Here is a 26,106-nt window from a genome sequence, read left to right on the forward strand (position 1 = left end):
TTTAACTAGTATTATTACTGATAAATCATATGCAAGAATTGTTGAGTGATTAACTAAAGAGAATAAAAACGGATTAAATTTCTTTGAGTGAAGCAAATTGATTGATTCATACACTTCGTATATTAGTTCTTCGATTAATGAAATTAATAGCAAGATTTTGGATAATACCAATAAAACTGATGAAGAATTATTGTTTGAACCTGAAGTAGATTCAAATATGTTTATTGTTGCTTTTGCTTTACATACTGTATTGAATAATTTCGATAGATATCGTCTTTTCGCCTTTGAAAATATGTTAGATCAAATTGACTTTTTAATGCATAAAATAGCCTTATTCCCTAATTGCCCTACCTTATCGAAAGAAGAAATAATTTTTTTAAGCAAATATAGTGCTTTAAAAGAAAGTGCTGAAAAAAGACTCAAAGAATTTAAAAAAGATGAAATTAACAATGAAGTTAATATAGAAAATAAAGTTAACGATTGAGATATTGAACAAGAAATACAAAATAGAGTTAAAGAAAATTTAGATAAACAACAAAAAGAATTTTTGCTTCGTGAAAAAATGAGAGCTATTAAAGAATCTCTAAGAGATAATAATTCTAGCGAAGATGATTTAGATGAATATAGTAAAAATTTAAAAGATCCTATCAAAATGCAAATGTATCCTTCTTCTGTAATTAAATTAATTACAAGTGAGGAAGATAGATTAAAAGGCACAATGCAAGGTACTCCCGATGCTAATATAATGCAAACTTATTTGAAGACACTAAAATCATTGCCATGAAGAAAAACTGAAATTGAAAGTTTAGATATTCAAAAAGTCAAAGAAATTTTAGACAAAAATCATTATGGTCTTAAATCTGTTAAAGAAAGAATCATTGAATATCTTTCATTAATAATTAATCGTAAAAATATAGAAAAAAGCAAAGTAAGCGATAAACCAAAACTTTTAGATTTGGACGATAATCACCAAATTGATCTTGATTTATTTAAAGAAAATAGCAATTCCAAAGTTCAAAAAAGTTTTAATAATGTTCCTATTTTAACTTTAGTAGGTCCACCAGGAACTGGAAAAACATCTTTGGCCAGGGCAATTGCGGAGGCATTAAATAAAAGTTATATAAAAATTAGTTTAGGTGGTGTAAATGATGAATCAGAAATAAGAGGTCATAGAAGAACTTATGTTGGAGCAATGCCTGGAAAAATTATCAAAGCAATTCAAAAAGTAGGCGTTTCTAATCCTCTTATTTTATTGGACGAAATAGATAAAGTTGCTCAAAATAGCCACAGAGGTGATGTTTCTTCAGCTATGCTTGAAGTTTTGGATCCTGAACAAAATACCAAGTTTCAAGATAACTATCTAGAGCATGAATATGATTTATCAAAAGTTATGTTTTTTGCAACTGCAAATTATTATGAAAATATTCCTGCTCCTTTATTAGACCGTGTTGAAATTATTGAATTGAGTAGTTATACTTTGAATGAAAAATTAATGATTGCTAAAAACCATTTGATAAAAGAAGTTCTTGAACAAGCAGGAATTAGCGATAAATTATTTCAAATTAACGATGAAATGATTGAATTTATAATTAAACATTACACAATTGAAGCTGGAGTTAGAGGTTTAAAGAGAGAATTAGATAAAATTGCTAGAAAAATAGTTACAAAAATTGTTGCTGGAGAAAAAATTGAAGAATTTAAAATTACTAAAGATGTTATTTTAGATTTTTTAGGTGTGCAAAAATTCGATGATAATGCAGAAGATCAAAAACCAGAAATAGGAGTTGTTAATGGTTTAGCTTATACTGCTTATGGAGGAACCACATTACAAATAGAAGTTACAACCTATAAAAGTAAAAATGGTGGTATTAGACTAACTGGTTCACTTAAAGATGTTATGAAAGAATCAGCAAATATTGCTTTAACATATGTGAAAGCAAATGCAGAGAAGTTTGATATCAAAGATTTTGATTTTGAAACTAATGAAATTCACATTCATGTTCCTGAAGGTGCAGTTCCAAAAGATGGTCCAAGTGCAGGAATTACTTTTACAACAGCTTTAATTTCTGCATTATCTAACAAGCCAGTTTCCAAAAAAGTTGCAATGACAGGAGAAATAACTTTAAGAGGCAAAGTATTGCCAATTGGAGGGTTAAAAGAAAAAACCTTTGCTGCCTATAAAAAGGGAGTTAAAAAAGTATTTATTCCTCATGATAATGCTAAAAATTTAGTTGATATTGCTGAAGAAGTAAAAGATGCAATTGAATTTATTCCTGTTAAAAATTATGATGAAATTTATGAAAGATTATTCAAGTAAATAAATTTTAAATAATAAAATAAACACATCATATAAGATGTGTTTTTATAAACTAAAGGTATTATGTTTTATTTATTAAAAAAAAATAAAAATATTTCTTCATTTAAAACCATTAGAAATTTTGCTTTAAACAATAACATTAAAAAAATAGGTCATACTGGCACCTTAGATCCTTTTGCCAAAGGACTTTTACTAGTTGCTACTGATGAAGATACTAAATTAATTTCGTATATAGAAAATAAAGATAAAACGTATATTGCTGAAGTTAAATTTGGTTATCAAACAGATACATACGATGTAGAAGGAAAAATTATTAATACTTCTAATATATTGATTAAAGAAGAAAATTTAACTCAAATTATTACTTGATTAAAAGATCAAGTTGACCAAATTCCTCCTATTTATAGTGCTAAAAAAATAAATGGTTATAAAGCTTATGAATTAGCAAGACAAAATAAAACTTTTTCTTTAAAAAAACAAAGTATCAAAATTTATGATGCTAAAATTTTAAGTTTTGATTTTATTAATCAACTTTTAAAAATAGAAATTACTGTTTCAAATGGAACTTATATTCGTTCTTTATTTAATGATTGTGCGATTTTTTTTAATACTTTTGCCTATTTAGAAAATTTAGAGAGAATAACAATTTCTAAATTAAATATTTCTTTATTAAAAAATAATGATTTTGTTAAAATAAATGACGGACTTTTATTTACTAAATCCAAAATTTACTTGTCTAAAGAAAATATTAGTAAATTAAAAAACGGTTTAGAATTAATTAACGAACAAAAATTAGAAAACAATGAATATTTATTAGTTGATATTAGTAATAAAAACGAAATTTTAGGAATTATAGAGGTAGATAATAATAAAATTCGATCAAAAAAATTATTTGGCAATAAATTAAATAGTTACTAAGGAATTTATGAAAGATTTAAAAAGTAAATTACAAGAAAATATCAAAATGGCTGCTTTTGATATTGATGGAACAATTATGCCTTTTGGCCAACCAATTTTTAGCGATGGTATTAAACAGATGTTTAGAGAATTAAAGTCAAAAGGCATTTATTCAATTTTATCTACTGCCAGAGAATTTGTGACTATAGGTAATTTTTTAGAACAATTACCGGAAGTTAATTATTTTATAGGAGCGAACGGAATGTTTATTTATGATGTACAAAATAAAAGTTTTGTTTATGAAAATCCTATTGAATTAAATGACTTAAAAATCCTCTACGTTGCTTTGTTTGGCAAAGAAGCTTTAACTGGCGAATATGAAAAAATTAATAAATTTCCGGATTTAGAAAGTTTGACAGTAACGGATTTAAATTGGTGCTATCATTCACCTAATATTAACAAAAATACATGGTTTTTAAGCCCTCATCATGCTAAATTAAAACCCATGGATTTTGATATAATCGACAAAAATCATATTCATATTATTACTTTGGGTTCCTATAATCAAGAAGCAACAAATAGACTTGAAAAATATGTAAAAAAAATAATTGCTAAAAATAATTTACCTCTCGAAGTAAATTCAAAATGAAATAAAGGAGTTTTTATTACCCCTAAAAACGTTACAAAATTTCATGCCCTTGAATTATTAGCTAAAAAATTAAATTTAGATGCTAAGAAAAATTTAATTGCTTTTGGTGATAGCACTAACGATTATGAAATGTTAATTAATGCGGCCTATAGTGTAGGATTAGGAGAGCATGATCCTAATATTAAAAAAATAACAAAAATGAATGCCAAACCTGTTGAACAAGATGGATCATATTTAGCTCTAAAGGAATTAGGAATTTTATAAAAAGCCATTGCGGCTTTTTATTTAAAAATAAAATCTATTTCTTCATTACTAAAATCTATTTCTTTAGCAATATTTTTCATTAAATCAACTAAATAATTAATTTCGTTAAGATAAATAAAAGCAATTTTTTCTAATTTATCAGAGTCAATATTATTCAATAAATTAAGTTTATTAATTAATTTATCAATATCTTCTATTAAAGCATTTGAATTTTTATTATTAGTTGACATTATTTTATTTTTCAAATTATTTCAATTTTGAATCCATGATTTTAAATGTTCTTTTACTTTTTCAAAAATTAAATAGTTTTCATAAATCATATTTCCCAACGAATGAGAATGATTATGCTCTGAAGAATTATCTTCAGAATATATCTCATCTTCATCATGAAAATTTTTAGTTCAAACATAACTTTTTTTATTAGCAAAAATATTACTTAAAGCATTATAATCGGTTGATAATCATCTTTGTCAATTTTCTTTTAGTTGTTTTTGTCCTTTATCTACTTTGTCAAGATTTTTTAAAACTAAACTTACAGAAGGATTATTTAAATCTTGAAAATTTTGAAAATTAATTGAATTGTTATATAGCTGATTAACTAAGTCTTTTCCTAATGAATCCAAAGAATTTAGTGAATTATCGAATAATGAACCAAGATTTAAATTCATTTTATTTAAATCATCTTGATAATCATTTATCAAATTATTATTTAGTATTTTTTTGTATAAATCATAGATATTTATATTATTTTTTTGACCAAAAATGGTTTGTTTATAAACATTTTCATCGCTTAAAAAAATTAAAAGAAAATCATTTTTAAGGAAATTTAAATTATTTTTATTAATACTGTTGTCTGCAATTTGGTATTTAGGATTGGAATTATTTTCTTCCAAAAAGAAAAAATTATCTCTATCTTCGTTCAATCTATTCTGATAGTTTTTAATTAAATTTAAAAGCGTTTTATTTGCTTCATTAATTACTTGACTATTATTTGTGCATGAAGCGCCTAAAGGAATGATTAGAATTGGTAAAGAGAGTAAAAAAAATTTTTTCATATTAACCTCTAAAATCGCGTTATTAAAGATGAGCTTTATAATAAAGTTAATTATTTCTATTTTATAAATTTTTATTCTTTCGAGAATACAATATTTGTGTACTTTTAAAAAACACCATACTCTTATTGTATGTTTTTTATACTTCTTTTAGATTTGTTTATCTAAAAATAATAAGTAATTTTTTTATGTTTTTGCATTTATATAAAATGTTTTTTCAAATCTAAACTTTTATAAAATTTTAACTTTATTATATTATTTGCTTTCTTTTACTATAAAAGTGGCCTAAGGTCACTTTTTGTTTATCATCCTAGCATTAAAATATAAAATTTAGTAACTATGTTAAAAGCATCAATAGAAATTAAAAAACATATGTTAGATTTAGTGCAAAAAATTAATCAGTGAAATAAAGAATATTTCCTAGATAATAACCCTAGTGTAAGTGATTTAGTATATGACAAAGCTCTATTAGAACTAGAAGAATTAGAAAAAAAATATCCTTTAGATATTAATCCTAATTCGCCGACACAAAATGTTGGAGGTTATTTAAACAATAAATTTCAAAAAGTTTTGCATGATAAAGAAATGCTTTCTTTAAGTAAAGCTTATAACTATGATGAAATTACTAAATTCATTGAAAATATTAAAAAAATTGTACCTATTGAAAAGATTAATTTTAGCTTAGAACCTAAAATTGATGGTTTATCTATTAGTTTGCATTATAAAAATGGTTATTTAATAAGAGCTCTAACAAGAGGAGATGGCAAAGAAGGAGAAGATGTTACAGATAATATAAAAGTAATTGATTCTATTCCTAAAATAATTAATTATGAAAATAGTTTAGAAGTAAGAGGAGAAATTTTTTTATCGAAAGAAAATTTTAAAATTTTAAACGAATCTTTTCATAAAAAAGGCGAAAAAGGTTTTGCCAATCCTAGAAATGCAGCTAGTGGAACACTAAGACAACTTGATAATAAAGTAGTTTTAGAAAGAAATTTATCAGCTTTTTTATATGAATTAGTTGAGCCTAATAAACATAATATTAATACTCAAAAAGATGCTATCAAATTTATAAAAGAATTAAATCTACCAGTGAATAATTTATTTAAAGTTGTTGAAATAGAAGATTTGGAAGAAGAGATTAATAATTTTGCTGAAATAAAAAATAATTTAGCTTACGATACAGATGGTTTAGTTATTAAATTAAATAATTTAACCTATTGAGAAAAATTAGGCAAAACTGCCAAGTTTCCTAAACATTCAATTGCTTTTAAATATGATGTTGAACAAGCAATTTCAACTATTTTAGACATAAAAGCTACAGTAGGAAGAACTGGCAAAATTACTTATGTAGCTAATTTGACTCCTGTTGAATTGAATCAAACAATAGTTCAAAATGCAACTTTACATAATTATAATTTTATAAAGCTTCATAACATTGATATAGGAGATGAAGTAATTATTATTAAAGCAGGCGAAATAATTCCTAAAATTTTAGATACAGTTAATAAAAAATCAGCAACAAATTATCACAAAGTTCTCTTTTGCCCTTCATGTAATTATGAATTAAAAGAAATTGAAGGAAATGTTGATCAATATTGTTTGAATAAATTTTGCGAAGAGAAAATGATTAATTCTTTAATTCACTTTTGTTCTAGAAAAGCTTTAAATATAGCAGGATTAGGTGAAAATACAATAAGAGAATTTTTTAAAAATAATATTCTTAGAAACATTTTAGACATTTTTTCACTGGAAGAAAAAAAAGAAATAATTCAAAATTTACCTAATTTTGGATCATTAAAATACAAAAATATTATTGATAGTATTAATGAGAGAAAAAAATGCAAATTTAGCGATATTTTATTTGCTTTAGGAATTAAACACTTAGGTGAGAGAGCTTCTAAAATTTTAGCCAATAATTATAATAATTTTGCTGAATTGTTAAATGATAAAGAATTAGAAAAAATTACTAATTTAACTAATATAGGCCCTAAAACAATTGAATCGTTAAAAAACTATATTAATGACGATGAGAATAAGCTTTTCCTTCTAAAATTAGAATCATATTTAAATTATTTCGAAACTAATAAGATGTCTTTATCTAATAATTTGTTTAATTTATCATTCGCTATTACTGGTAAATTAAGCAAAAATAGAGATTATTTTCAAAATCTAATACTTAGTCACGGAGGTAAAGTTAGCAATTCACTAAGTTCAAAAACTTCCTATTTATTGGCAGGTGAAGATGCTGGAAGCAAGCTTTTAAAAGCAAAAGAATTAAAAATAAAAATTATTAATGAAGAAGAATTTAATTTACTTATTAGCAAGGAGCAATAATGAAAAAATTATTTTTTATGGCTAATTGAAAATGTAATATTAACACTGCTAAAACTATTGAATTTATGAAAGAATTTGATAAGTTGTACAAAGAATTAGTTAAAAACACAGATAAAGAATTAATATTCAATAACAATGAAATAGTTATTGCTCCATCATTAGTTTCTTTGGGAGTATTTAAATCCCCTTTAATTCCTAAAATACCAAATTTAGAATTAGGAGCACAAAATGTCTCTGCTTATGGTTATGGACCTTATACTGGAGAAGTATGTGCTGAGATGTTACATGCCTTAGATGTTAAATATGTTATTGTTGGACATTGTGAAAGAAGAAAACATTGTAAAGAAGATGACGAATTAGTTTATAAAAAAGTTAAAAACGTTATTAATGCAAATATGATTCCTATTATTTGTGTAGGCGAAAGTGAAGAAGAAAATAAAACCGAAAAAACTAAGCAAATTATTGAAAAACAAATTTTAAATGCCATTAAAGATTTAGATTATGAAAAATTAATTATTTCCTATGAACCTACTTGAGCAGTTGGTTCTCACGCCGCAATTCCTGATCAAGCTAATGAAATTTGTAAATTTATTAAAAAAATAACCTCTAACAAATGTAAAGTACTTTATGGAGGGAGCGTTAACATCAAAAACGTGGATAAATTAGCTTCACAAGAATATATTGATGGCTTTTTAATAGGTACTGCTTCTTTAAATCCTAAAGAATTTTTAGAAATAACTACTTGCGAAATAGATTAATAATTTTTCATAAACTATATATAATAAAAATAATTTAAGTAAGCTTATTTAAATATTGAGGAGAGAAATGCACAATAAATATATTGATGACATTGACTTTAGAGGCGAAATAGTTATCATGAGAGTGGATTTAAATGTACCACTTGAAAACGGTGTAATTATGTCTAACAAAAGAATTGTTTCTTCTTTAGAATCAATTAAAAAAATTATTAACGATAATGCTAAGCTAGTTCTTTTTTCTCACTTAGGCAGAGTAAAAGAAGAAAAAGATTTAAAAAGTAAATCTTTATTTCCTGTAGCAGTAGAACTTTCTAGATTATTAGGCAAAAAAGTTACTTTTGTAAATGAAACAAGAGGCTCTTTACTAGAAAAAGCTATTAATGAAATGAAATGAGGAGACATTGTTTTAGTTCAAAATACCCGTTATGAAGATTTAAATGGTAAGGCCGAAAGTAAAAATAGTGATGAATTAGCAAAATATTGAGCTTCATTAGGTACATTCTTTGTAAATGATGCTTTTGGTACAGCACATAGAAAACATGCTTCAAATTATGGTATTGCTAAGTATGCTAAAAAAACGGCAGTTGGCTATTTAGTTGAAAAGGAAATTGAAGCTTTATCAAAATTAACAAATGATCCCGAAAGACCATATATGGCTATTGTAGGGGGAAGCAAAGTTAGTGATAAAATAGAAATTTTAAATAGTTTAGTTGAACAAGTTGATAGATTATTTATAGTTGGCGGTATGGCATATACTTTTGAAGTTGCAAAAGGCAGAACTATAGGAACATCGCTATTTGATGAAAATAATTTAGATTTCGCTAGAGACTTTTTAGAAAAACACGGTGAAGAAAAAGTATTTTTACCAATTGATTATGCTGTAGTTGATGATTTTGTAGACCAAAAACCAACAATTTATGAAAATAATATTCCAGATGGTAAAATGGGTCTTGACATAGGTCCTAAAACTGTTAAAAAATTCCAAAAAGCTATGAAAAAAGCAAAAACTGTGGTTTGAAATGGACCAGCAGGAGTAATTGAATTTGAAAACTTTAGAAAAGGTACATTAGGTTTAATGGAAGGAATTTCTAAATTGAAAAATGCTTTCACAGTAGTTGGAGGAGGAGATAGTGCTGCTTTTGTTGAACAACAAAATAAAGAAAATTTATTTAGTCATGTTTCTACTGGCGGTGGTGCTACGCTTGAATTTTTAAAAACTGGTTCATTAGAAACGATTGATTTAATTCTTAACGATAACAAATAAAAAAATAAGCAAGAAGCTTATTTTTTTATTTGTTTAATTCATTTTTAATTCAATAGGGAAGATCATAATTTTCATTTACTGTACTTAGTTTAAATAAATTAAGTGAAGCAGAATCTTTATTAGGTAAAGATAATATATTTTGATTATTCTCGATAAAGCCAAAATAATTAAATCTTGAATAATCATTGTTATTATATGGCTTACTAATACCATATCAAGATTTAAGGAATTTAAGTGGTGAACCAGAATTAATAGTGCTTACATATGTATTTTCTCCATCGAAAACGCCTGTTCCACTATTACCTGCATTTCAAAAAATAGGAACATAATTATTATTATTATTTTCCCTTGGTTTAGAGAAATTTTCGCCTGTAGAATCATTACTATTTCTATTCACTATATAAGAGCTTTGCTTGCCATAAGGCCAGCCATTAAATAATCTACCGCTAGAAAATTCTGCTTGATTTTCTCAGTTAAGATGATTTTGGCTATTTATGTATTCAAGTAATTTATTATCTACATATTCTGCTCTACTATTAAGATTTAATCTTTTTAATTTAAACCATTCTTCGTATCAAAAGGCTGTTTCATATTTGCCTTCATTTTTAGCGTTTTTAATTAAATCATTTACATCAATTAAAAACATTGTTAAATCTACTGACTTAGTAGTTTTTCTATCATCACTAACTTGGTTGACACCAGTTCAAAATGGAAAAATTTTGACTTTTGTAGTATATAAACCAGATCAATAACTAAATCCTTCATCAACAGCATTAGCATATTTATCACCAGGTCTAGTAAAAGTAACGTTAATTCATTTACCTTTTGAGGGATCAGAATTAGTACTGTTATTATTTACAACGTGATTATTAGTTATACCTATAAATAAACCATTTTTAGGATCGTCATTTAGTTTTCCGAGCATAAAACCAGTACCATTATTAAAAGCAAAACTACGTTTAAATGTTTCCTTTAATTTTTCATTTTTATATGAAAAATGTAAATATTCATAGTCTACTTTATAACCCTCATTAAATTTATAAGGTAAATTTTGGTTTGGATCATATTCAAAAATTTTTTCATTATCATACTTTTCGTTATATAAAACAATTGGTTGATTTTCAGCTGTAAAAGACATTTTATTATAGTTAAGTATGTTAGTTTTAGATTTTGAAAATGTTTCCATTTCTGTTTTATTTTTATAACTAATAGTAACTTTAGCTCCTAAATAGGCTTGAAAATAGACAGCTTTAGAAGGATCAAAATTATTAGTAAAATTAAAATTATTTTGTCCTAAAAAGAGTTCTTTATAGCCTTCATCATCAATTATTTTATAGTTATTATTACCAAGAATTTGATAGCTAAAATAAATTCCATCTTCCTTTAATTCAAAAATAGTTTTGAATTGAATTTGCTTTTCTTCACTACTATTATTAGGTCTAAATTTCTCACTAGAATAAGTTTTTTCTATTTTTTTTGATTTTTTTAATTCATCTCAATCAATTGTGATATTTAATCCTTGGTTAGGTTCAAAAATTCTTTTCGCTCTAGAATCATCTAACAAAATGAAATTAGTGTAAAAGTGAAAATTAATTTTACCATTAGTAATATTTTCACTTAACAATGGTTTGTAATATTCTTTTTTGAATTTTCAACTAACTAAACGAGAATCATTGCTTTTTGTAAAAAAATTATCTTGTTTTCTCATTTCAATGCGTCTTTGACGATAAATATCTTTATTTTCCAAAACAATTTTTTTCATGCCATATTTTGCACTAACTTCTTTAAGCATTTCTTCCATTGTTTTTTTATTTATTGAACTTGCAGAAGTATTTTTCTTAAAACCGCTTACTTCAAATCAAGTATCGCTTTCATAAACATCTTTATCTTGATTAGTAAAACCAGAAGGCGAATATTTAAATCTTAGAAATAAAGAACCATTTCTATCATCAACGAATTTTGTTTCAGCTACTTTAATATTAAAATCAACAATATCATTAGTATTATTTCTTTGAACTTTAATTCTACTATTTCCATAAGAAGGAATATTTATAAAATTAAAAATTTTATGTCACTTACTATTAATATTTTTAACTTCTTCAGCAAATTTTTGAGCAGTGATTTTGTTATACAAATATTCACTTTTTTCATTATCACTAAGAGCATAATTTTTATAAAAATTGTAGTCTCTAAAAAAATCAAAATCACTTCTCTTAATATTATTAATTGCATTTAGACCAATATTTTCTAAAGCATAGTCATTTTGTAAGAAATTTAAAGTAATGAATTTAGAATAATTATCGTTTTTAGATGCATTTTTAAATCATCTAATTCTAGGATTTTTCTTATTGATAAAACCTAATTTAAATTTTAATATGCCACCAGAACCTTTTCTATCTAATCCACCTGTAACATCAAAGAAATAAATATATCAATTTTTTGCTAAATCATTGACATTTACGGAAGTTTGTTCAGTTCCTTTTGTATATAAAATACCTTTATCGTTTGGAATTTCAATTGGTGCAGGAGGTTTTTCAAAATTATTTTCATTTTTTTCAAATAATTTTTTATTTATTTCAGCATTTTTCTTTTCTTCATCAGTTAAATTAACTGGACCAGTAAATTTGAATAGATAATTTAATTTATCATATGCTTTTTGACTAAGAATAGCACTAACATCAACTACTCTTTTAGAATCTTGAGCATAATTGTAGGTAAAGTCAGTAGCATTAATTTCGTCCATTAATTTTCTTGTATTTTCATCCGGAATTAAACTACTATTAGAGTTATAAAAATCACTTTCATTAAATCATCTATTAGCAGGAACAAAGTCATAACGTGAAAGAGGTTTAAAATTGTTTAAAGTAAAGATTTTACTTTTTATACCAGTAGGGGAATTATTTTTGTAAAGTTCAAATTGAATTTTAGCTCAGCCTTTATTATCATCATAAAGTTCTTGGTTATTAATTTCTGGCTTTAAAAATTTTATAGAGTAATTTAAACTAGAAGGAAGTTCATATAAATTATTAAATTCATCGTAAATTTTTGAAGCAATAATATTGTTATGGGTTTGATTTTTGTTTTTAACCTTTAAATGACTAAGAATTTCACTAAATTGGTTATTAGTTACCATTGAATAAATTTTTTCATCTTGAAAATCATTTATTAAATGTGTTACTTGAAAACTAAAAGGAATTTCATATTTTTGTTTGTCTTTAAGGAAATTTAAAATAAAATCAACGGAATTTTTATTCTTATTTTTATTAATAATATAAAAACCATAACCTTTGTTTGAATCTGCTCAAAATTCAAGAATATCGTATTGTTGCAATTTATAACCGTTAAATTCGAAGTCAAAATTATCATTAATTACTTCATATAATACTTTTGATCTTGAAACTATGACACTTTCTGTACTATTTCAAATTTTAGCTAAATTACCCTTATAACCTTGTTTTTTAGCAACTCTTTCTACTTCTTTATTTAAATAGTCTTGAATGTCTAAATTATCTTTAAAATAGCCGCTATTTTTAAAATGTTCACTAGGTTTATATTTAATTCCTAAATTATTTAAAGAAGGAATAATTACTTCTTCTTTAGAAATTAGATTATCTATTGTTCTAACTTTTTTACCACTAAAAAAAATTAAAATATTAGCTTGTATTTTGGCTTCAAAAACATTGGTTTGCTGTTTGATACCGAAAATATTTGTTGCACTTTTATTTACTCTTTTTATGTTAGTTTTAAAGGAGTTAAAATCGATTTCATAATCTAAAAAACCATTTAAATTTTTGAATTTAGGTTTAAAAAGCTCATTTTGTAATTCTTTATTATTTTTTATCAAATCAAAATCTGTTTTATAAAGTCTTTGATAATCAATATCATAAAGTTCATCAAGTTGACTATATTTAATATTTTCATAAAGAGTATTGATTTTATCAATAGCAGTAAAAGTTTTTACATAATTAATAGAAATTCCTTCTCTTGATGCTTTAAAGAGAACTTTAAAATTATCCAAATTATTTTTATCAATTTCAACTTCTAAAACTTCTAATTTAGCTTTAGCTTCTTTTGTATCTAAATTCAATAAATATTTAGCATTTTTAGTATTAACACTTTTTGAAAAAATATGAATGTTAGGATTTTCTTTTAATAAAGAACTATACTCAGCTTTGTAATATAAATCTAAATCATTTTTTAATTTTTCTTCTTCAGCAGATAATTTAATTTCTTTAAATTTTTCTATTTGTCCCGTTTTTCAATTTGAAATAATAATTTTTCCACTTGGAGCAATTTCTTGTAATTGATATTTAAATTTTATTAAGTTATTAGTTGTATTTTTTTCTGTTATTTCAATATTTACTGCATTAATTTTTTGATTATCTAAAGAAAAAATAATATCTTCTTTATTAGTGTTATCAACTAGAACATTTTCTTTATTTTTATAACTATAATTAGGATTTAAATTATCTAAATTTAGCTTAATTTCTTTTTCTATTTCTTCATTAGTTTTAACTTTTTTGAAATTATTTATTGTTGCTTCAAAAATATTAGAAATTACATTTTCTCTTTCATTGCTTTTAACTTTATAAGAAACTGTAATTGATCTATCCAAATTATTTTTTTGAGTGATTTGAATATAAGCAATTTCAACGTTATTTTCCTTACCATTTGTTAAAATGATATTTTTTTCTATTGCTGCTTCTGCTTCAAGATTTTCTTTATTAGGATAGTCTAAAATTCACTTAGTTTCGTTTAATTTTTTCAATTCATTATCATAATTATTTATTTTTTTAAAACCAGATAATTTTATTTCAAAAAAGTCAGTTGATTCCACATTTTGAAAATGCTCTTTTTTCGAGGATAAATAAAATTTAACTAATATTCATCCTTCTTCATTATTAGTTTGAGAAATAACTAGATTTGAAATAGTTGCTTCTTGAAAGTTATTATCAAGAACAACTTCCAAATTATTTTTATTTACTTCTTGAGGAGTAATTTCGCTTTTATTGATTTTTGTATTTATAACTACATTTGAACTATTGTTTTTAACAAGATTATTTAATCTTTTTATTTCAATATTTTTTCTTTTCTTTCATGAATCAAAGCCATCAATAAGTTTAATTTGCTTTTGACTAGAAATTATATCTTCAAGACCTTCTTTTCCGGAAGAGAGAAAAAAAGAAATTGTAGTAATACCGTTTTCGTCATCTGTATTTGTAATTTCAAGATTTTTAACTTTAGCATCAGTATTTTCTTCAAAAATAAATTTAAAATTATTCTTATCAACTTCTGAAGGAAGCAAAGTTTCCTTATTTTCATAATTTATTTCTAAGTTGCTAATTTGATCTAATCTTTGCTTTTCAGTTTTAAAACCTGTAATTGTATTATTTGTTATATTGTTATTCTCTTCATTTACAACAATAAAAACATCGTCATATTTTTTTGATTTTACTTTGTAAGTGACATTTAATTTGCCGTATCTATCATCATAATTACTAATAATTATTGATTTGTTATCAATTTCAAAATCATTGTCACTTATCATAAAAATAATTTTTGTTTTATCTTTAGCTTTAGAAGCTAAAATATTTATTTTATTTTGATAATCTAACTTGATTGAATTTGCTACATTTTGTATTTTTTCTATTTCTAATTCTTTTGTATCTTGCGAAGATAAAACAGTTTTTAAATTTCTTTTAAAACCACTTATTACTTGTGTTTTTTCTACTTTTATTGTTTCGTTTTCAAAGTTTAAATTAAGAGAATAAGAAATAAAAAGTTCTCCTTCGCTGTCATTAACGCGAAGAATTTTTAAATCCTTTAATCGAACATTATTTTTTTCTTTAATTTCGTAATTAATTTTTTCTAATATCGCATTGGAAGGCAAAAATGTTTCTTTATTTCGATAATTAAAAACAACATTGATGTTATTTAATTTATTTTTTTCTTTGTTTATTCAATCATTTTTGCTTTCTTTACTAAAACCATTAATAATTTTTGTTTTTTGAACGCTATTTTTATCTTTAGAAATAACATATTGGATTTCGATTGATCCATTTTCTCAATTTCTGCTAATTATTTTTACATCAGAAATTAAAATATCCGAATCGTTTGTTTTAAACAAAATATTTTTAAAATTTGCATCTCCAATTGAAATATTTTCTTTGTTAGGATAATTAATACTAATTTCGTTATTTTTTAAATATTCAATAGTTTTAGCTTTTTGCTTTTTATTAGTTTCAATAATTCCAAAAATTGTCGATGGAATAGCTAAAATAGTTAATGCAGCTATTGAAGAAATTAATATTTTTTTCTTTTTTTTCATCTTAATTTAAACCTCTTATTGTTATTTTATTTTAAATTTAAAACTAACATGAATTAAAAGCTTGAATGTTAATTTAAAAACACTTGATAAGTTTTTAATTTCTTATCCAATTCTCTAAAATTAGGAAAAAATTTTTCCGCATAAATATAAAAATTTTTTGAATGATTCATATGGATATTATGCGTTAATTCATGAATAACAACATATTCAACTATTTTTTCTGGTAAAGTAAATAATTTAAAATTGTAAGTTATACTCCTTTTATTATTCTTTTCAATTTTGTTATAACCTCATTTGCTTATCATATTTTTTATTTTAATATCAGGAGTAAACGTATTTAATTTCTTGCTTATTTCATGAGTCATAATAGTCAATTTTGCCAATAAAATTTGACTTAAAGCTTTATAAATAAGCTCTTTTCTTACATTTATATTTTTAAATTTTTCTTTATTGATTTTTATAATTACTATGCTATTTTGAGCAATTAGTTCAATTTTAGATTTTTCTTTTTCAATAATATTTCATAAAATTTTTATTTTTTGGTTTTCATCACCAAATAAGTAAAAAAATTCGTTATCTAAATTGAATTGAACAACATTTATAGGAAATGATAATGCATAATATGACGAATTAATTAATAATTTTTTGATCTTTAAGCCTATTTCATAGTTTTTTATGTCTTTTTCTGTTAAAAATTTATGACATATTAAAAACCAACTATTATCTTTTTTAAAAAGTTTTAATTTTTTAATGTTAGGTTTTAAAATCAAGTAAACAATTATTTCATTATTATCAATTTTTACTTTTATAGATGGATAATTTTGATAATTATTTTTTAGCATTATTTTTAAACTTAGGAACTTTCTTATTGCGATTTTCTTTTATACAGCTGTTGATAGTTTTGATAATATCTTTCTCAATATTTTCAAGTTCATTAATATTTTTATTGCTTAGAACTTCGTTTAATGTAATTTCAATATTATCCAAGTTTGCAATAATATTTCAATTTTTTAAATTTTCTAATTCAACTACACTCTTATTAGGAAAAATAACTAAAGAAAACATATTGAATTTTTGACCAACCATCCTATAAAAATGTTGTATATGGTTAAAATTTTGTTGAATAGGATTTTTGAATTTTCTTCTAAATTTTTTATTAATTAATTCAATATCATTGCTTAAAGCATTACCTTTAATTCTTCCTTCATAATATTTACTTTCTATTATAAAAACAACTTTGGGAGTAATTAATAAACCATCAATTTCGAAAAAATATTTTTCATTGTAACTAAATAAACTAGGACCAATAAATTTAAAATTATTTCTTTTAGCATATTCTTTAATTTTTTGCTCTACACTTTTTTCAAATTGAAAACCAGCGTTATGTTTTTTAGTCTTATTTTTGTAATAAACAATTGTTAAAGTAAGAACTAAAACTATCAAAATAAACATTAATATTGATCCTGCAATGATGCCATTATTTATTTCTTGTATAATATTTGCATTATCCATAAAATTTATTATAAATGTTTTTATTTTATGAATAACAAAAGAGGTTCATATGAATAATAGAAAAATTAATATTATTGCTGTTAATGGTTCTTCAAGTATAAATTCACTATCTTGAAAAGTTAATCAAACCCTAGTTGATTTACTAAATAAAAAATATGATTGTGATATTACAACTATAGATTTAAATAAAACTAAATTAGCAAACAATATATTGAATTCTAATAACATTAGTTCTTATTGAAATGATGTTGATTCTGATTATTACATTGATTTATTAAAGAAAAGTGATTTGTTAGTTTTAAATACACCAATGAATAATTTTTCTTATTCAATTTTAGTTAAAAGTTTTATAGATGCTATTTCTGTAGCTAATAAAACTTTTTCATACAAATATTCAAAAAAAGGGGATGCTATAGGTTTGATAAACAATTTAAAAGTAATTTTAATTTTTACTCAAGGCTCTCCAGAAGGATGATACCCATTTGCTAATTATGTTTCAAATTTAGAAGGAATTTTTAATTTTTTAGGTGTTAAAGAAATTCATAGTTTAGTAATTGACGGAACAAAAGTTGCGCCAAGAAATGCTATGAGTCAAGAAGAAATTATTGAGGAATTCAAAGATAAAATTATTTCTTTAAGTGAAAAGTTAAATTAATTTTTGAATTTTTCATAAAAAAATAAATCTTGAAAATAGGATTTATTTTTTTTACAAATTAAAAAAATTTTTAGCATAATAAATTTTTATTTAGCACTATAAAATAGCTTATTAAGTGAAAGTAAGATTTTTAACTTGTCAAAAGTTATATAATAAAAATATAATTTTTTGGAGAATACATTAATATGAGAATTAAAAAAATTTTTTATAAAAGCGGAGCTTTAGCTTTAATTACTGCTATTAGCCCTATTGCTCTAATTGCTACTGCATGTAATAATGACAAAAAAACTAATGTTCAATATAGTGAAGCAGATATTCAACAAGCTCAAGAAAAATTTGATAAATTTGAAGATTCATACAATACAACTATCAAAGAAAAAGCAAAAGAATATGCTCAAACCAAAGCAGCAGTGGATAATATGCCTTCTTCAAATGATAATGAAGCAGCTGCTAAAAAAGCAGCACAAGATAAATTAAATGAATGATTAGCAAAAACTAGAACAGAATTTGCAAATATTAAAGCTCAATATAGAGAAGTTTTTGACACTTTAAAAAAGGTAGAAAAAGATAGTAGATATAAAACTTTTAAAATTTATCACACTAATGATGAACATGGACGTATTTTATTAGACGATGGTAAATATAATAGATATAGTGGAATTGAAGGCATTATTCAATATATGGATGGTATGCCTAGAGATATTCTTCTCTCTGCTGGAGATTTAGTTCAAGGATTACCTTTATCTGATAGTGATAAAGGAGAAACCATTGCTAAGTTAGTAGTCAATGCCAAATATGATTTAGTAACTATAGGAAACCATGAATTTGACTATGGTTTAGATTGAATTCGCAAATTAAATGATTTAACTAAAGCAAAAGGTATGCCATTTCTTTCGGCAAATGTTGTTTGAAAGGAAACAAAAGATGGACATACTGCAGGCAATTTTGTTTTTGACAGATATAAAATTTTTGATATTAATGGTACCAAAATAGCAGTTGTAGGTATTACTACTCCTGATAGCGCTTATACTTCAAATCCTAAAAATTCTGTTGACGTTAATTTTCTAGATCCAGTTACAGCTATGAAAGCAGTCAATGAAGATTTGAAAAAACAAGGCGTTAATTTTGTTATTGCTGCTACTCATTTGGGAGTAGGAGTCAATAATCCAAAGTGAGAATCTCTTTATTTAGGAAGAGAAACTCAAGATGATACTGATTTGATTTTAGATGGACATTCACATACTAAAATTCTTGGTGAAAAAATTGATGGTACAACCGATACTTATATTTCTCAAACACAAGCTTATACCACATATTTAGGTGATATCACTATTAGATTTGATACAGAAACAGGTAAAATTATTAAATTCCATGAAGAATTGAGAGATATAGATCAAATTCAAGTAGTAAGAAGTGGACAAAGAGAAGAAGAAGTTGACAATTTGATTAAAGCTTTACAAAAAAGTTATAGTGCAGTAAATGATAAGGTTGTTTTCCAAAACAAAATTAATTTTACCCACGTAGTTTCTAAACAAGTAGGAAGCGAAAATTTCTGATTAGGTCGTGTTGCACAAACTAATTTAGGAACTTTTGCTTCAGATGCTAACGTTTGAACTTTCTATAAAGAAAATAATGCTAGATTAACGGGGGATAATGCTATTACAGCCGACAATACTGTAGGATTAACCAATGGTGGAGGCTTAAGAGCAGATTTACCTGCAGGCACTGTAAAAAGAGGTGACATTGTTAAAATTAGTCCTTTCGGTAATAGAATTACAGCTATTAAGATAAAAGGTTCTGTTCTTAAAGAAGTTTTTGCTCATGGCGCTAAAAAAATTAAATCAGGTGGTTATGCTCAATGATCTCATAATGTTTCGTTTGAAATTGTGTCAACTAAAGGAGCAGATGGAAGAGCAACTTATTCAATTAAAGAAGGAACATTAAAAATCAATAACAAAGATATTGATGATAATAAAAACTATTACTTAGTAACTAATGATTATTTAGTAGTAGGAGGTGATCAATATTCAATGATCGATCTTATCAAAAATCCTACTATTGAAAAAGAATTCGAAGGTGATTCAATTGCCGATACAATTATCAATTATGCAAATGCTTTAAATACGAATGATGGAATTGATAATTCATATCCATTGAAATGATCAATTGATAAATATAATACAGATGAAGCCACTAACTTTGTTAAAATTAATTATGAAAGTTAGGAATTAAAAAATACTCTTTTAAGGAGTATTTTTTAATTTTTCTAATATATGAAGTTCTTTTTCAATCTTATCAATGAAATAATCATAAGCAAAAACTAATTTTTTTTGAGCATTTACTCAAAGAATAATTAAATAATTAACTAAGATTTTATTTTCAATTAATTTTTTATAGTCAATTTTTCCATATTGTTCTATAAAATAGTTTTCTTGCTCATTATTTAAAAAATTTGCTTCAATTAAATATGCTAAGTCAAAATGGTTATCTCCCATAGAAGCATATTCTCAATCTACAATATAAATTTTTTCATCCTTTTTAATAAAATTACTCATTCTTAAATCATTATGTAAAGGAAATGAGTAAGAATTATTTGATAATATTTCTTTTATTAATTTATTTATTTTTTCTATGGTTGCTATTTTAATATTTCTTTTTTGCATTATAGAAAGATAAAAATTAATTCTTTGCGCATAATTTGCTTTTGGAAAAGACAAAGAGGAATTATGTAAATAATTTAATTCCCTAGCTAAAATTTTTAAATTTTCTTTGTTTAATTCAGGTTGCAAACCATCTATGTAAGATCACTTTATAGTTATTCTATTATTACTTAATAATTTAGGTAAAAATGGCAATTTTTTTAAAATTTTATATTTGATTTTATGATTAAAGCCATTGATGATTTTCTTTTGCCAAAAAATATTATTTTTGTAATAACTTTTATTGGTATATCCTTTTGTTATTCTTTGTTTCATTCTGTCCTTTATAATATTAGAATATATTATAAATAGGGAGCGCATTAATGGATAAAAGTAAAATTAGAAATTTTTCAATCATAGCTCATATTGATCATGGTAAAAGCACTTTAGCAGATAGAATTTTGGAATTAACTAATACTGTTAGTGCACATGATATGGATGATCAATTTTTAGATCAAATGGACTTAGAAAGAGAAAGAGGAATTACTATTAAACTTAATGCAGTTCAAATAAAATATAAAGACTATATTTTTCATTTAATTGATACTCCTGGACACGTTGATTTTACCTACGAAGTTTCACGCTCCTTAGCAGCTTCTGAAGGTGCGCTGTTACTAGTTGATGCCACACAAGGAATTGAAGCTCAAACTTTAGCCAATGTATATTTGGCTTTAGAAAATAATTTAGAAATTATTCCAATTATTAATAAAATTGATCTTCCTTCGGCTGACATTGAAAGAACTAAAAAAGAAATTGAAGAAATTATTGGCCTTCCTACTGATAATGCTGTAGCTATTTCTGCAAAAACAGGATTAAATTGTGAAGCAGTTTTAGAAGCAATTGAAAAATATGTTCCAATGCCTAGATATGCAGATGATAATAAGCCTCTAAGGGCTTTAATTTTTGATTCATATTTTGACGAATATCGAGGCGTTATTTTGTTAGTGAGAATTTTCGAAGGTAAGCTTAAAACAGGCGAAAAATTCAAATTTATGTCTAATGATAAAGAATATCATGTAGCTGAATTAGGGGTAAGAAATCCTAAAGAAACTAAAAAATCATATTTAGAAGCTGGTGAAGTGGGTTGAGTAGCTGCTACTATAAGAGATGCTAGAGAAGTTAATGTAGGTGATACTATTACTACTATCGATAATCCAGCAAGCGAGCCATGACCAGGTTATAAGAAAAAACAACCTGTAGTTTTTACTGGGTTTTATCCAGTAGATACAAGAGACTATATGGAATTAAAAGAATCTCTTGAAAAAATTGCTTTAAGCGATTCTTCAATAACATGAGAACAAGAAACATCTAAAGCTCTAGGTTTTGGTTTTAGAGTAGGCTTTTTGGGTATGTTACACATGGAAATTTTACAAGAGAGACTTAATAGGGAATATCACATTGGAATTATTGCAACTTCTCCTTCAGTTGAATACAAAGTTCATTTAACTAACGAAAAAATAGAAATGATTTCTAATCCTTCATTATTGCCAGATAGAACTTTTATTAAATTAATTGAAGAACCTTATATTTTGGCAACTTTGATTTTACCCTCTTCTTATATAGGTAATGTTATGGAGCTTTGTCAAAATAAAAGAGGCATTTATAAAAATCTAGAATACATTGATGATAACAGAGCCAAATTAATATATGAAATGCCTTTAGCAGAAATTGTTTTAGATTTTTTTGATAGATTAAAGAGTTTATCAAAAGGTTATGCATCTTTTGAATATGATCTAATAGGTTATAAACAAAGCGATTTAGTAAAAGTTGATATTTTGTTAAATGGAGATAAAGTTGATGCTTTTTCAATTATTACACAAAAGGATTTAGCCTATCCAAGAGCTAGAGATCTTTGTGAGAAGCTAAAAAAAGAAATACCAAGACAGAATTTTGAAGTTCCAGTACAAGCTGTTATTGGAAATAAAGTTATTGCTAGAGAAACTATTAAAGCATACCGCAAGGATGTTACAGCAAAACTTTATGGCGGGGATGTAACTAGAAGACAAAAATTATTAAAAAAACAAAAAGAAGGTAAAAAAAGAATGAAAATGCTCGGAACAGTAGAAGTTCCTCAAGAGGCTTTTTTAAATATTCTCAAAACTAATATTGATAGCAAAAAATAAGAAAATTATTTTTAGTTAAATTCAATATCAGAATCAATTTTGCCTATTTTTTTTCATTCATCAAAAAGATCTTTTCACTCTTTTTCATTATGGCATTTTAAATAAGCTAATTGATCATCGTCTCTTCCTAGTTTATATTTAGGAGAGATACCTTTTTTTGTGTAATATAGTCAAAAATCTTTGACTTTTTTAATGTCATCTTTCGCAATTGCTTCATCAACTTTATAGCCTTTGATTTTAGTTTGCAAATCAAAATTCACATTGTCTAAATTATCATAATCTTCATTTTTTAAAAATGTTCCTACCATAGCAAAATATTTATAGCCTAGTAAATAAGCGTACAATTGTGCTTGTTTTAAATAATCTTCGGGAATTTTATTATTAGATCATTTTAAAAGATTTTTATCACCAACAGCTTTCAATTCTAAAACGGTTTTCTTTTCTTTAATTAAACCATCTGGAACTCCGCCTATAATTGGATCACTTTTAAAATAATCGTAATCAACTTCTTCAGAAATAATGTGCTCAATTTTTATTTCTGGATATTTTCTTTGTAAATAGTCTATTACTTTTGGCTCTAAATAAATACCAGCGTTAATATATTTATATTGCAAAGGAGGCATTTTAATTCTAGAAATAAAACAAAAAGCATTAAATTGGCTTTTAAAGGAATCGGTTTCAAATACATCACCTATTGATGAACCACCGAATTTTTTAAAACTTTTGAATTTATTATTTTCATTTTCTAGAAGTTGTTTATGGAAATTTTCTTTTAATTTCACTACTTGATTAATTTCGTCGACTTCATAATGGATACCATTGTAATATTGTCTTTTTGTTAATTTAGCCATATTTAAATTCCTTATTGTTTTTATAATGGTAGATAATTTTTTTCTCTTATATTTAAATTTTTTGATTCTTTGTCAAAATATATTTCTTCGTTTAATTCTATTTTATAGGCTAATTTATTAATTATAGGAAAAATTAATTCAACCATATTTTTAAAAAAACTAAAACTAACTAACATTGCAATAACATCATTTTGGCAATACTTTTTTAGTTCCTTTTCTTTCTCTTTTCATTCATTATCGCCAATTGCTTGAATATATCTATTAATAGCTACTTGCATAGCCATTGAACCATTTTTTATCTCTAAATTTTTATATTCTTTAAAATGTTCTTTATATTTTAAGTTTAATTTATTAGCAGTGATTAATTTTTCTATTTTTTTAATACTAGTTTTACCTTTTAGTTCATAAATATAGCTGTTTTTAAAAAATGTGCTTTTGCTTTTAATACTATATTCTTTTAGATAATTGCATTTTTTTTGATATTCGTTTGTTTTATTAATTTCTAATAAATTTAAATTAAAACTTAATTCTTCTTCTAATCTATTATCTAAGTTAACATTTTTTATGGGAAAAACATATAAACTTTCAAAATCATTTTGTGCAAGAAAGTCTCTTAAATCTAAAGTGTGACTATTAATGTGTTCGACAATATTTTCAAAGTCACTAAATTGATTTAGATTTCTTTTTTTCATTTCTTTAATAAATTCGATTTTGTTATCTTCAAAACTTTTTTTCACAATAATAGCAATTTCTTTATTTCTTGTATTTTCGTAGCCTTTGTTATAAACGATATAAAAATCAGCTTTATTTGAATAAACACTAATAATATTATCAACTACATCAATTAAAGAAATATTTGCTGGATCTTTAACAATATTTAAACTAATATTATTATTTTTAGGTACTATTTCACCATTAACTGTTTCAACTATAGAAACTTGAAAAGGTATTTGATAATATGAATTTACATAGTCAATAATTGGAGTAATTGATGAAACACCTTCGTAGTCATATCAAATATATCTTTTATCTTTGATCAAATATTTGCTTAATTCTTCAATAAAATTTTCACTAAAATAGTTAGGTTTTTTTCTTAAGTTATCTATAACTTTTTTTAAATCATCAATATATGCTTGATTTAATTCGTTTTTTAAGGGCTTAACACCTGTACTATATTCATATTTTTTACCAAGTGTGTAGCTGAGAAAATAACTAAGTAAAATTTTATTTTTACCATAGTAAGCATTTATGTCTTTTTCTAAATTTAAATCAATTAAATTATTTGAATAGAGAGGTTTATTTAAATAATAAGCATCAATTATTTTTTGAATTATTTGATCAAAATTAGCATTATTAAATACGCTTGATTCATTTTCTTCAAATTCACTTATTAAGGAATAACTTGGTAAAATCTCTTCTTCGTCTTTGTTAGAATGATTCTTTTTTATATTACCTAAAGGTCTATCGTGTTTAATGCTATCAATAAAAGTTAAATTTCTATTATTTATATTTAATTTTGTTAATTCTTGATAAATTAAACCATTATTAATTAAAGAGGTTATTCTATTACAAAAAGATTCATATTTTTTATCTTTATTATTTACATTTTTATATTTAGGAATTTTATTTTTTCTATTATTTGCGGCTTTACTATATATAAATTTAAGTTTATTTTTTTCAACATTTTCATTACTTGAATCAAAGAGAATAACTCCAATTTCTTTAACTTCTAGATCTATTTTACAAGCTATTTGGTAAATTCAATTAGCTAATAGATAATCATTATTATTAGTTGAATTTTTATATTTTATGAAAATACATTTTTTTTCTTTTTTATCATAAGCTAAGAAAGAAGCCTTTAAATAAATATTCTTTTTTTCTTGTATTTTGTGAATTAAATTAACATTAATTATTAAATCAACTTCATTATTAGCTAAAGCATTTTTTAAATTTATAATACTTTCTTCATTTGTTTTATTCTTTGGCAGAATTTGATACTTATAATTTTTAAATAAATCGTTCAATAAATAATTATGAACTTGCATTTCGATATTATTATTAATTCAATTTCTTATTCTATTTTCATTATTGATAATATTTTTTAATTTATCAGTACTTTTTTGTTCTGCTTTTTCAATAATTAAATTTCAAGTAATAAAATCTAATCTATCATCGTCGTCATAAATTATTTCGTCTTCATCATATTCACTATTTAAATAAGAATTATCATCACAATTATTTTTTAATTTAAAACCGTTAATATCTTCATTAGGTAAATTGATTTCGCCTGTTTCTTTATTAAGATAATTTTTTTCTCAAATAAAAAAGGGCTGACTAATAAAAGAATTTAAATATTCTTTGTAAGTAATTTCTATGTCTTTCTTTTCCATAATTTTTAAT

The 26,106-nt window shown here is 24.1% G+C and carries 15 protein-coding genes and 1 pseudogene; 9 read left to right on the top strand and 7 right to left on the bottom strand.

What is annotated here, in order from left to right; genetic code table 4:
* Nucleotides 1–487 precede the first annotated feature (487 nt).
* From lon to EXC33_RS01225, 3 genes and pseudogenes are all read left to right on the top strand, one after another.
* Nucleotides 488–2,317 (top strand): annotated as a pseudogene (gene lon, locus EXC33_RS02845) (endopeptidase La); the annotation flags it as partial.
* A 63-nt stretch (nucleotides 2,318–2,380) separates the two neighbouring features.
* A complete protein-coding gene (truB, locus tag EXC33_RS01220; RefSeq protein ID WP_046096741.1) occupies nucleotides 2,381–3,235 on the top strand; it encodes a tRNA pseudouridine(55) synthase TruB in 855 nt (284 codons plus the stop codon).
* 7 nt (nucleotides 3,236–3,242) lie between these two features.
* Nucleotides 3,243–4,127 carry a YcsE-related riboflavin metabolism phosphatase gene (locus EXC33_RS01225; RefSeq protein WP_046096742.1) on the top strand — a complete coding sequence of 295 codons (885 nt, stop codon included), beginning with the start codon at nucleotides 3,243–3,245 and terminating at the stop codon, nucleotides 4,125–4,127.
* Between the two features lie 17 nt (nucleotides 4,128–4,144).
* Here EXC33_RS01225 and EXC33_RS01230 read toward each other — a convergent pair whose 3' ends face one another.
* Nucleotides 4,145–5,182, bottom strand: a complete 1,038-nt coding sequence (locus EXC33_RS01230) for an MAG5150 family histidine triad lipoprotein (RefSeq protein WP_046096743.1) — start codon at nucleotides 5,180–5,182, stop codon at nucleotides 4,145–4,147.
* A gap of 336 nt (nucleotides 5,183–5,518) precedes the next feature.
* Between EXC33_RS01230 and ligA the strand changes: the two genes are divergently transcribed.
* The 3 genes from ligA to EXC33_RS01245 all read left to right on the top strand — a co-directional run bounded on the left by ligA (nucleotide 5,519) and on the right by EXC33_RS01245 (nucleotide 9,538).
* Nucleotides 5,519–7,516 (top strand): NAD-dependent DNA ligase LigA, encoded by a 1,998-nt coding sequence (gene ligA, locus EXC33_RS01235; protein ID WP_046096744.1) that lies wholly within the window; start codon nucleotides 5,519–5,521, stop codon nucleotides 7,514–7,516.
* Nucleotides 7,516–8,274: a triose-phosphate isomerase gene (gene tpiA, locus EXC33_RS01240; RefSeq protein ID WP_046096745.1), complete on the top strand. Its 759-nt coding sequence runs from the start codon at nucleotides 7,516–7,518 to the stop codon at nucleotides 8,272–8,274. Before ligA ends, tpiA begins: the two co-directional genes overlap by 1 nt.
* A gap of 67 nt (nucleotides 8,275–8,341) precedes the next feature.
* The gene (locus tag EXC33_RS01245) at nucleotides 8,342–9,538 is read left to right on the top strand and encodes a phosphoglycerate kinase (protein WP_046096746.1); all 1,197 of its coding nucleotides are present in this window, start codon (nucleotides 8,342–8,344) and stop codon (nucleotides 9,536–9,538) included.
* Between the two features lie 25 nt (nucleotides 9,539–9,563).
* On the opposite strand, the gene EXC33_RS01250 is transcribed toward EXC33_RS01245, so the two are convergent.
* From EXC33_RS01250 to EXC33_RS01260, 3 genes are all read right to left on the bottom strand, one after another.
* On the bottom strand, nucleotides 9,564–15,866 hold the full coding sequence (locus EXC33_RS01250; protein ID WP_046096747.1) for an MGA_1079 family surface serine endopeptidase: 6,303 nt from the start codon (nucleotides 15,864–15,866) through the stop codon (nucleotides 9,564–9,566).
* A gap of 68 nt (nucleotides 15,867–15,934) precedes the next feature.
* A complete protein-coding gene (locus EXC33_RS01255; RefSeq protein ID WP_046096748.1) occupies nucleotides 15,935–16,708 on the bottom strand; it encodes a YgjP-like metallopeptidase domain-containing protein in 774 nt (257 codons plus the stop codon).
* Nucleotides 16,695–17,378 carry a nuclease-related domain-containing protein gene (locus EXC33_RS01260; RefSeq protein ID WP_046096749.1) on the bottom strand — a complete coding sequence of 228 codons (684 nt, stop codon included), beginning with the start codon at nucleotides 17,376–17,378 and terminating at the stop codon, nucleotides 16,695–16,697. The genes EXC33_RS01255 and EXC33_RS01260 overlap by 14 nt, the downstream gene beginning before the upstream one ends.
* A 49-nt stretch (nucleotides 17,379–17,427) precedes the next feature.
* On the opposite strand from EXC33_RS01260, the gene EXC33_RS01265 reads away from it, so the two are divergent.
* Both EXC33_RS01265 and EXC33_RS01270 read left to right on the top strand, forming a co-directional pair.
* Entirely contained in the window at nucleotides 17,428–18,033 is a 606-nt protein-coding gene (locus EXC33_RS01265) for an FMN-dependent NADH-azoreductase (protein WP_046096750.1), read from the top strand.
* Between the two features lie 185 nt (nucleotides 18,034–18,218).
* Entirely contained in the window at nucleotides 18,219–20,258 is a 2,040-nt protein-coding gene (locus tag EXC33_RS01270; protein WP_046096751.1) for a bifunctional metallophosphatase/5'-nucleotidase, read from the top strand.
* 18 nt (nucleotides 20,259–20,276) lie between these two features.
* Here EXC33_RS01270 and EXC33_RS01275 read toward each other — a convergent pair whose 3' ends face one another.
* Nucleotides 20,277–21,008 carry a phosphotransferase family protein gene (locus tag EXC33_RS01275; RefSeq protein ID WP_046096752.1) on the bottom strand — a complete coding sequence of 244 codons (732 nt, stop codon included), beginning with the start codon at nucleotides 21,006–21,008 and terminating at the stop codon, nucleotides 20,277–20,279.
* A gap of 47 nt (nucleotides 21,009–21,055) precedes the next feature.
* Between EXC33_RS01275 and lepA the strand changes: the two genes are divergently transcribed.
* Nucleotides 21,056–22,855, top strand: a complete 1,800-nt coding sequence (gene lepA, locus EXC33_RS01280; protein ID WP_046096753.1) for a translation elongation factor 4 — start codon at nucleotides 21,056–21,058, stop codon at nucleotides 22,853–22,855.
* 11 nt (nucleotides 22,856–22,866) lie between these two features.
* Here the strand turns inward: lepA and EXC33_RS01285 are convergent, their stop codons facing one another.
* Nucleotides 22,867–23,706 (bottom strand): MAGa7180 family putative nuclease, encoded by an 840-nt coding sequence (locus EXC33_RS01285; RefSeq protein ID WP_046096754.1) that lies wholly within the window; start codon nucleotides 23,704–23,706, stop codon nucleotides 22,867–22,869.
* 20 nt (nucleotides 23,707–23,726) lie between these two features.
* On the bottom strand, nucleotides 23,727–26,096 hold the full coding sequence (locus EXC33_RS01290) for a UU173 family protein (RefSeq protein WP_046096755.1): 2,370 nt from the start codon (nucleotides 26,094–26,096) through the stop codon (nucleotides 23,727–23,729).
* Nucleotides 26,097–26,106 lie beyond the last annotated feature (10 nt).

Origin of the sequence: Mycoplasmopsis meleagridis (genome assembly GCF_900660695.1) — a bacterium.
Classification (GTDB): Bacteria; Bacillota_I; Bacilli_A; order Mycoplasmatales; family Metamycoplasmataceae; genus Mycoplasmopsis; species Mycoplasmopsis meleagridis.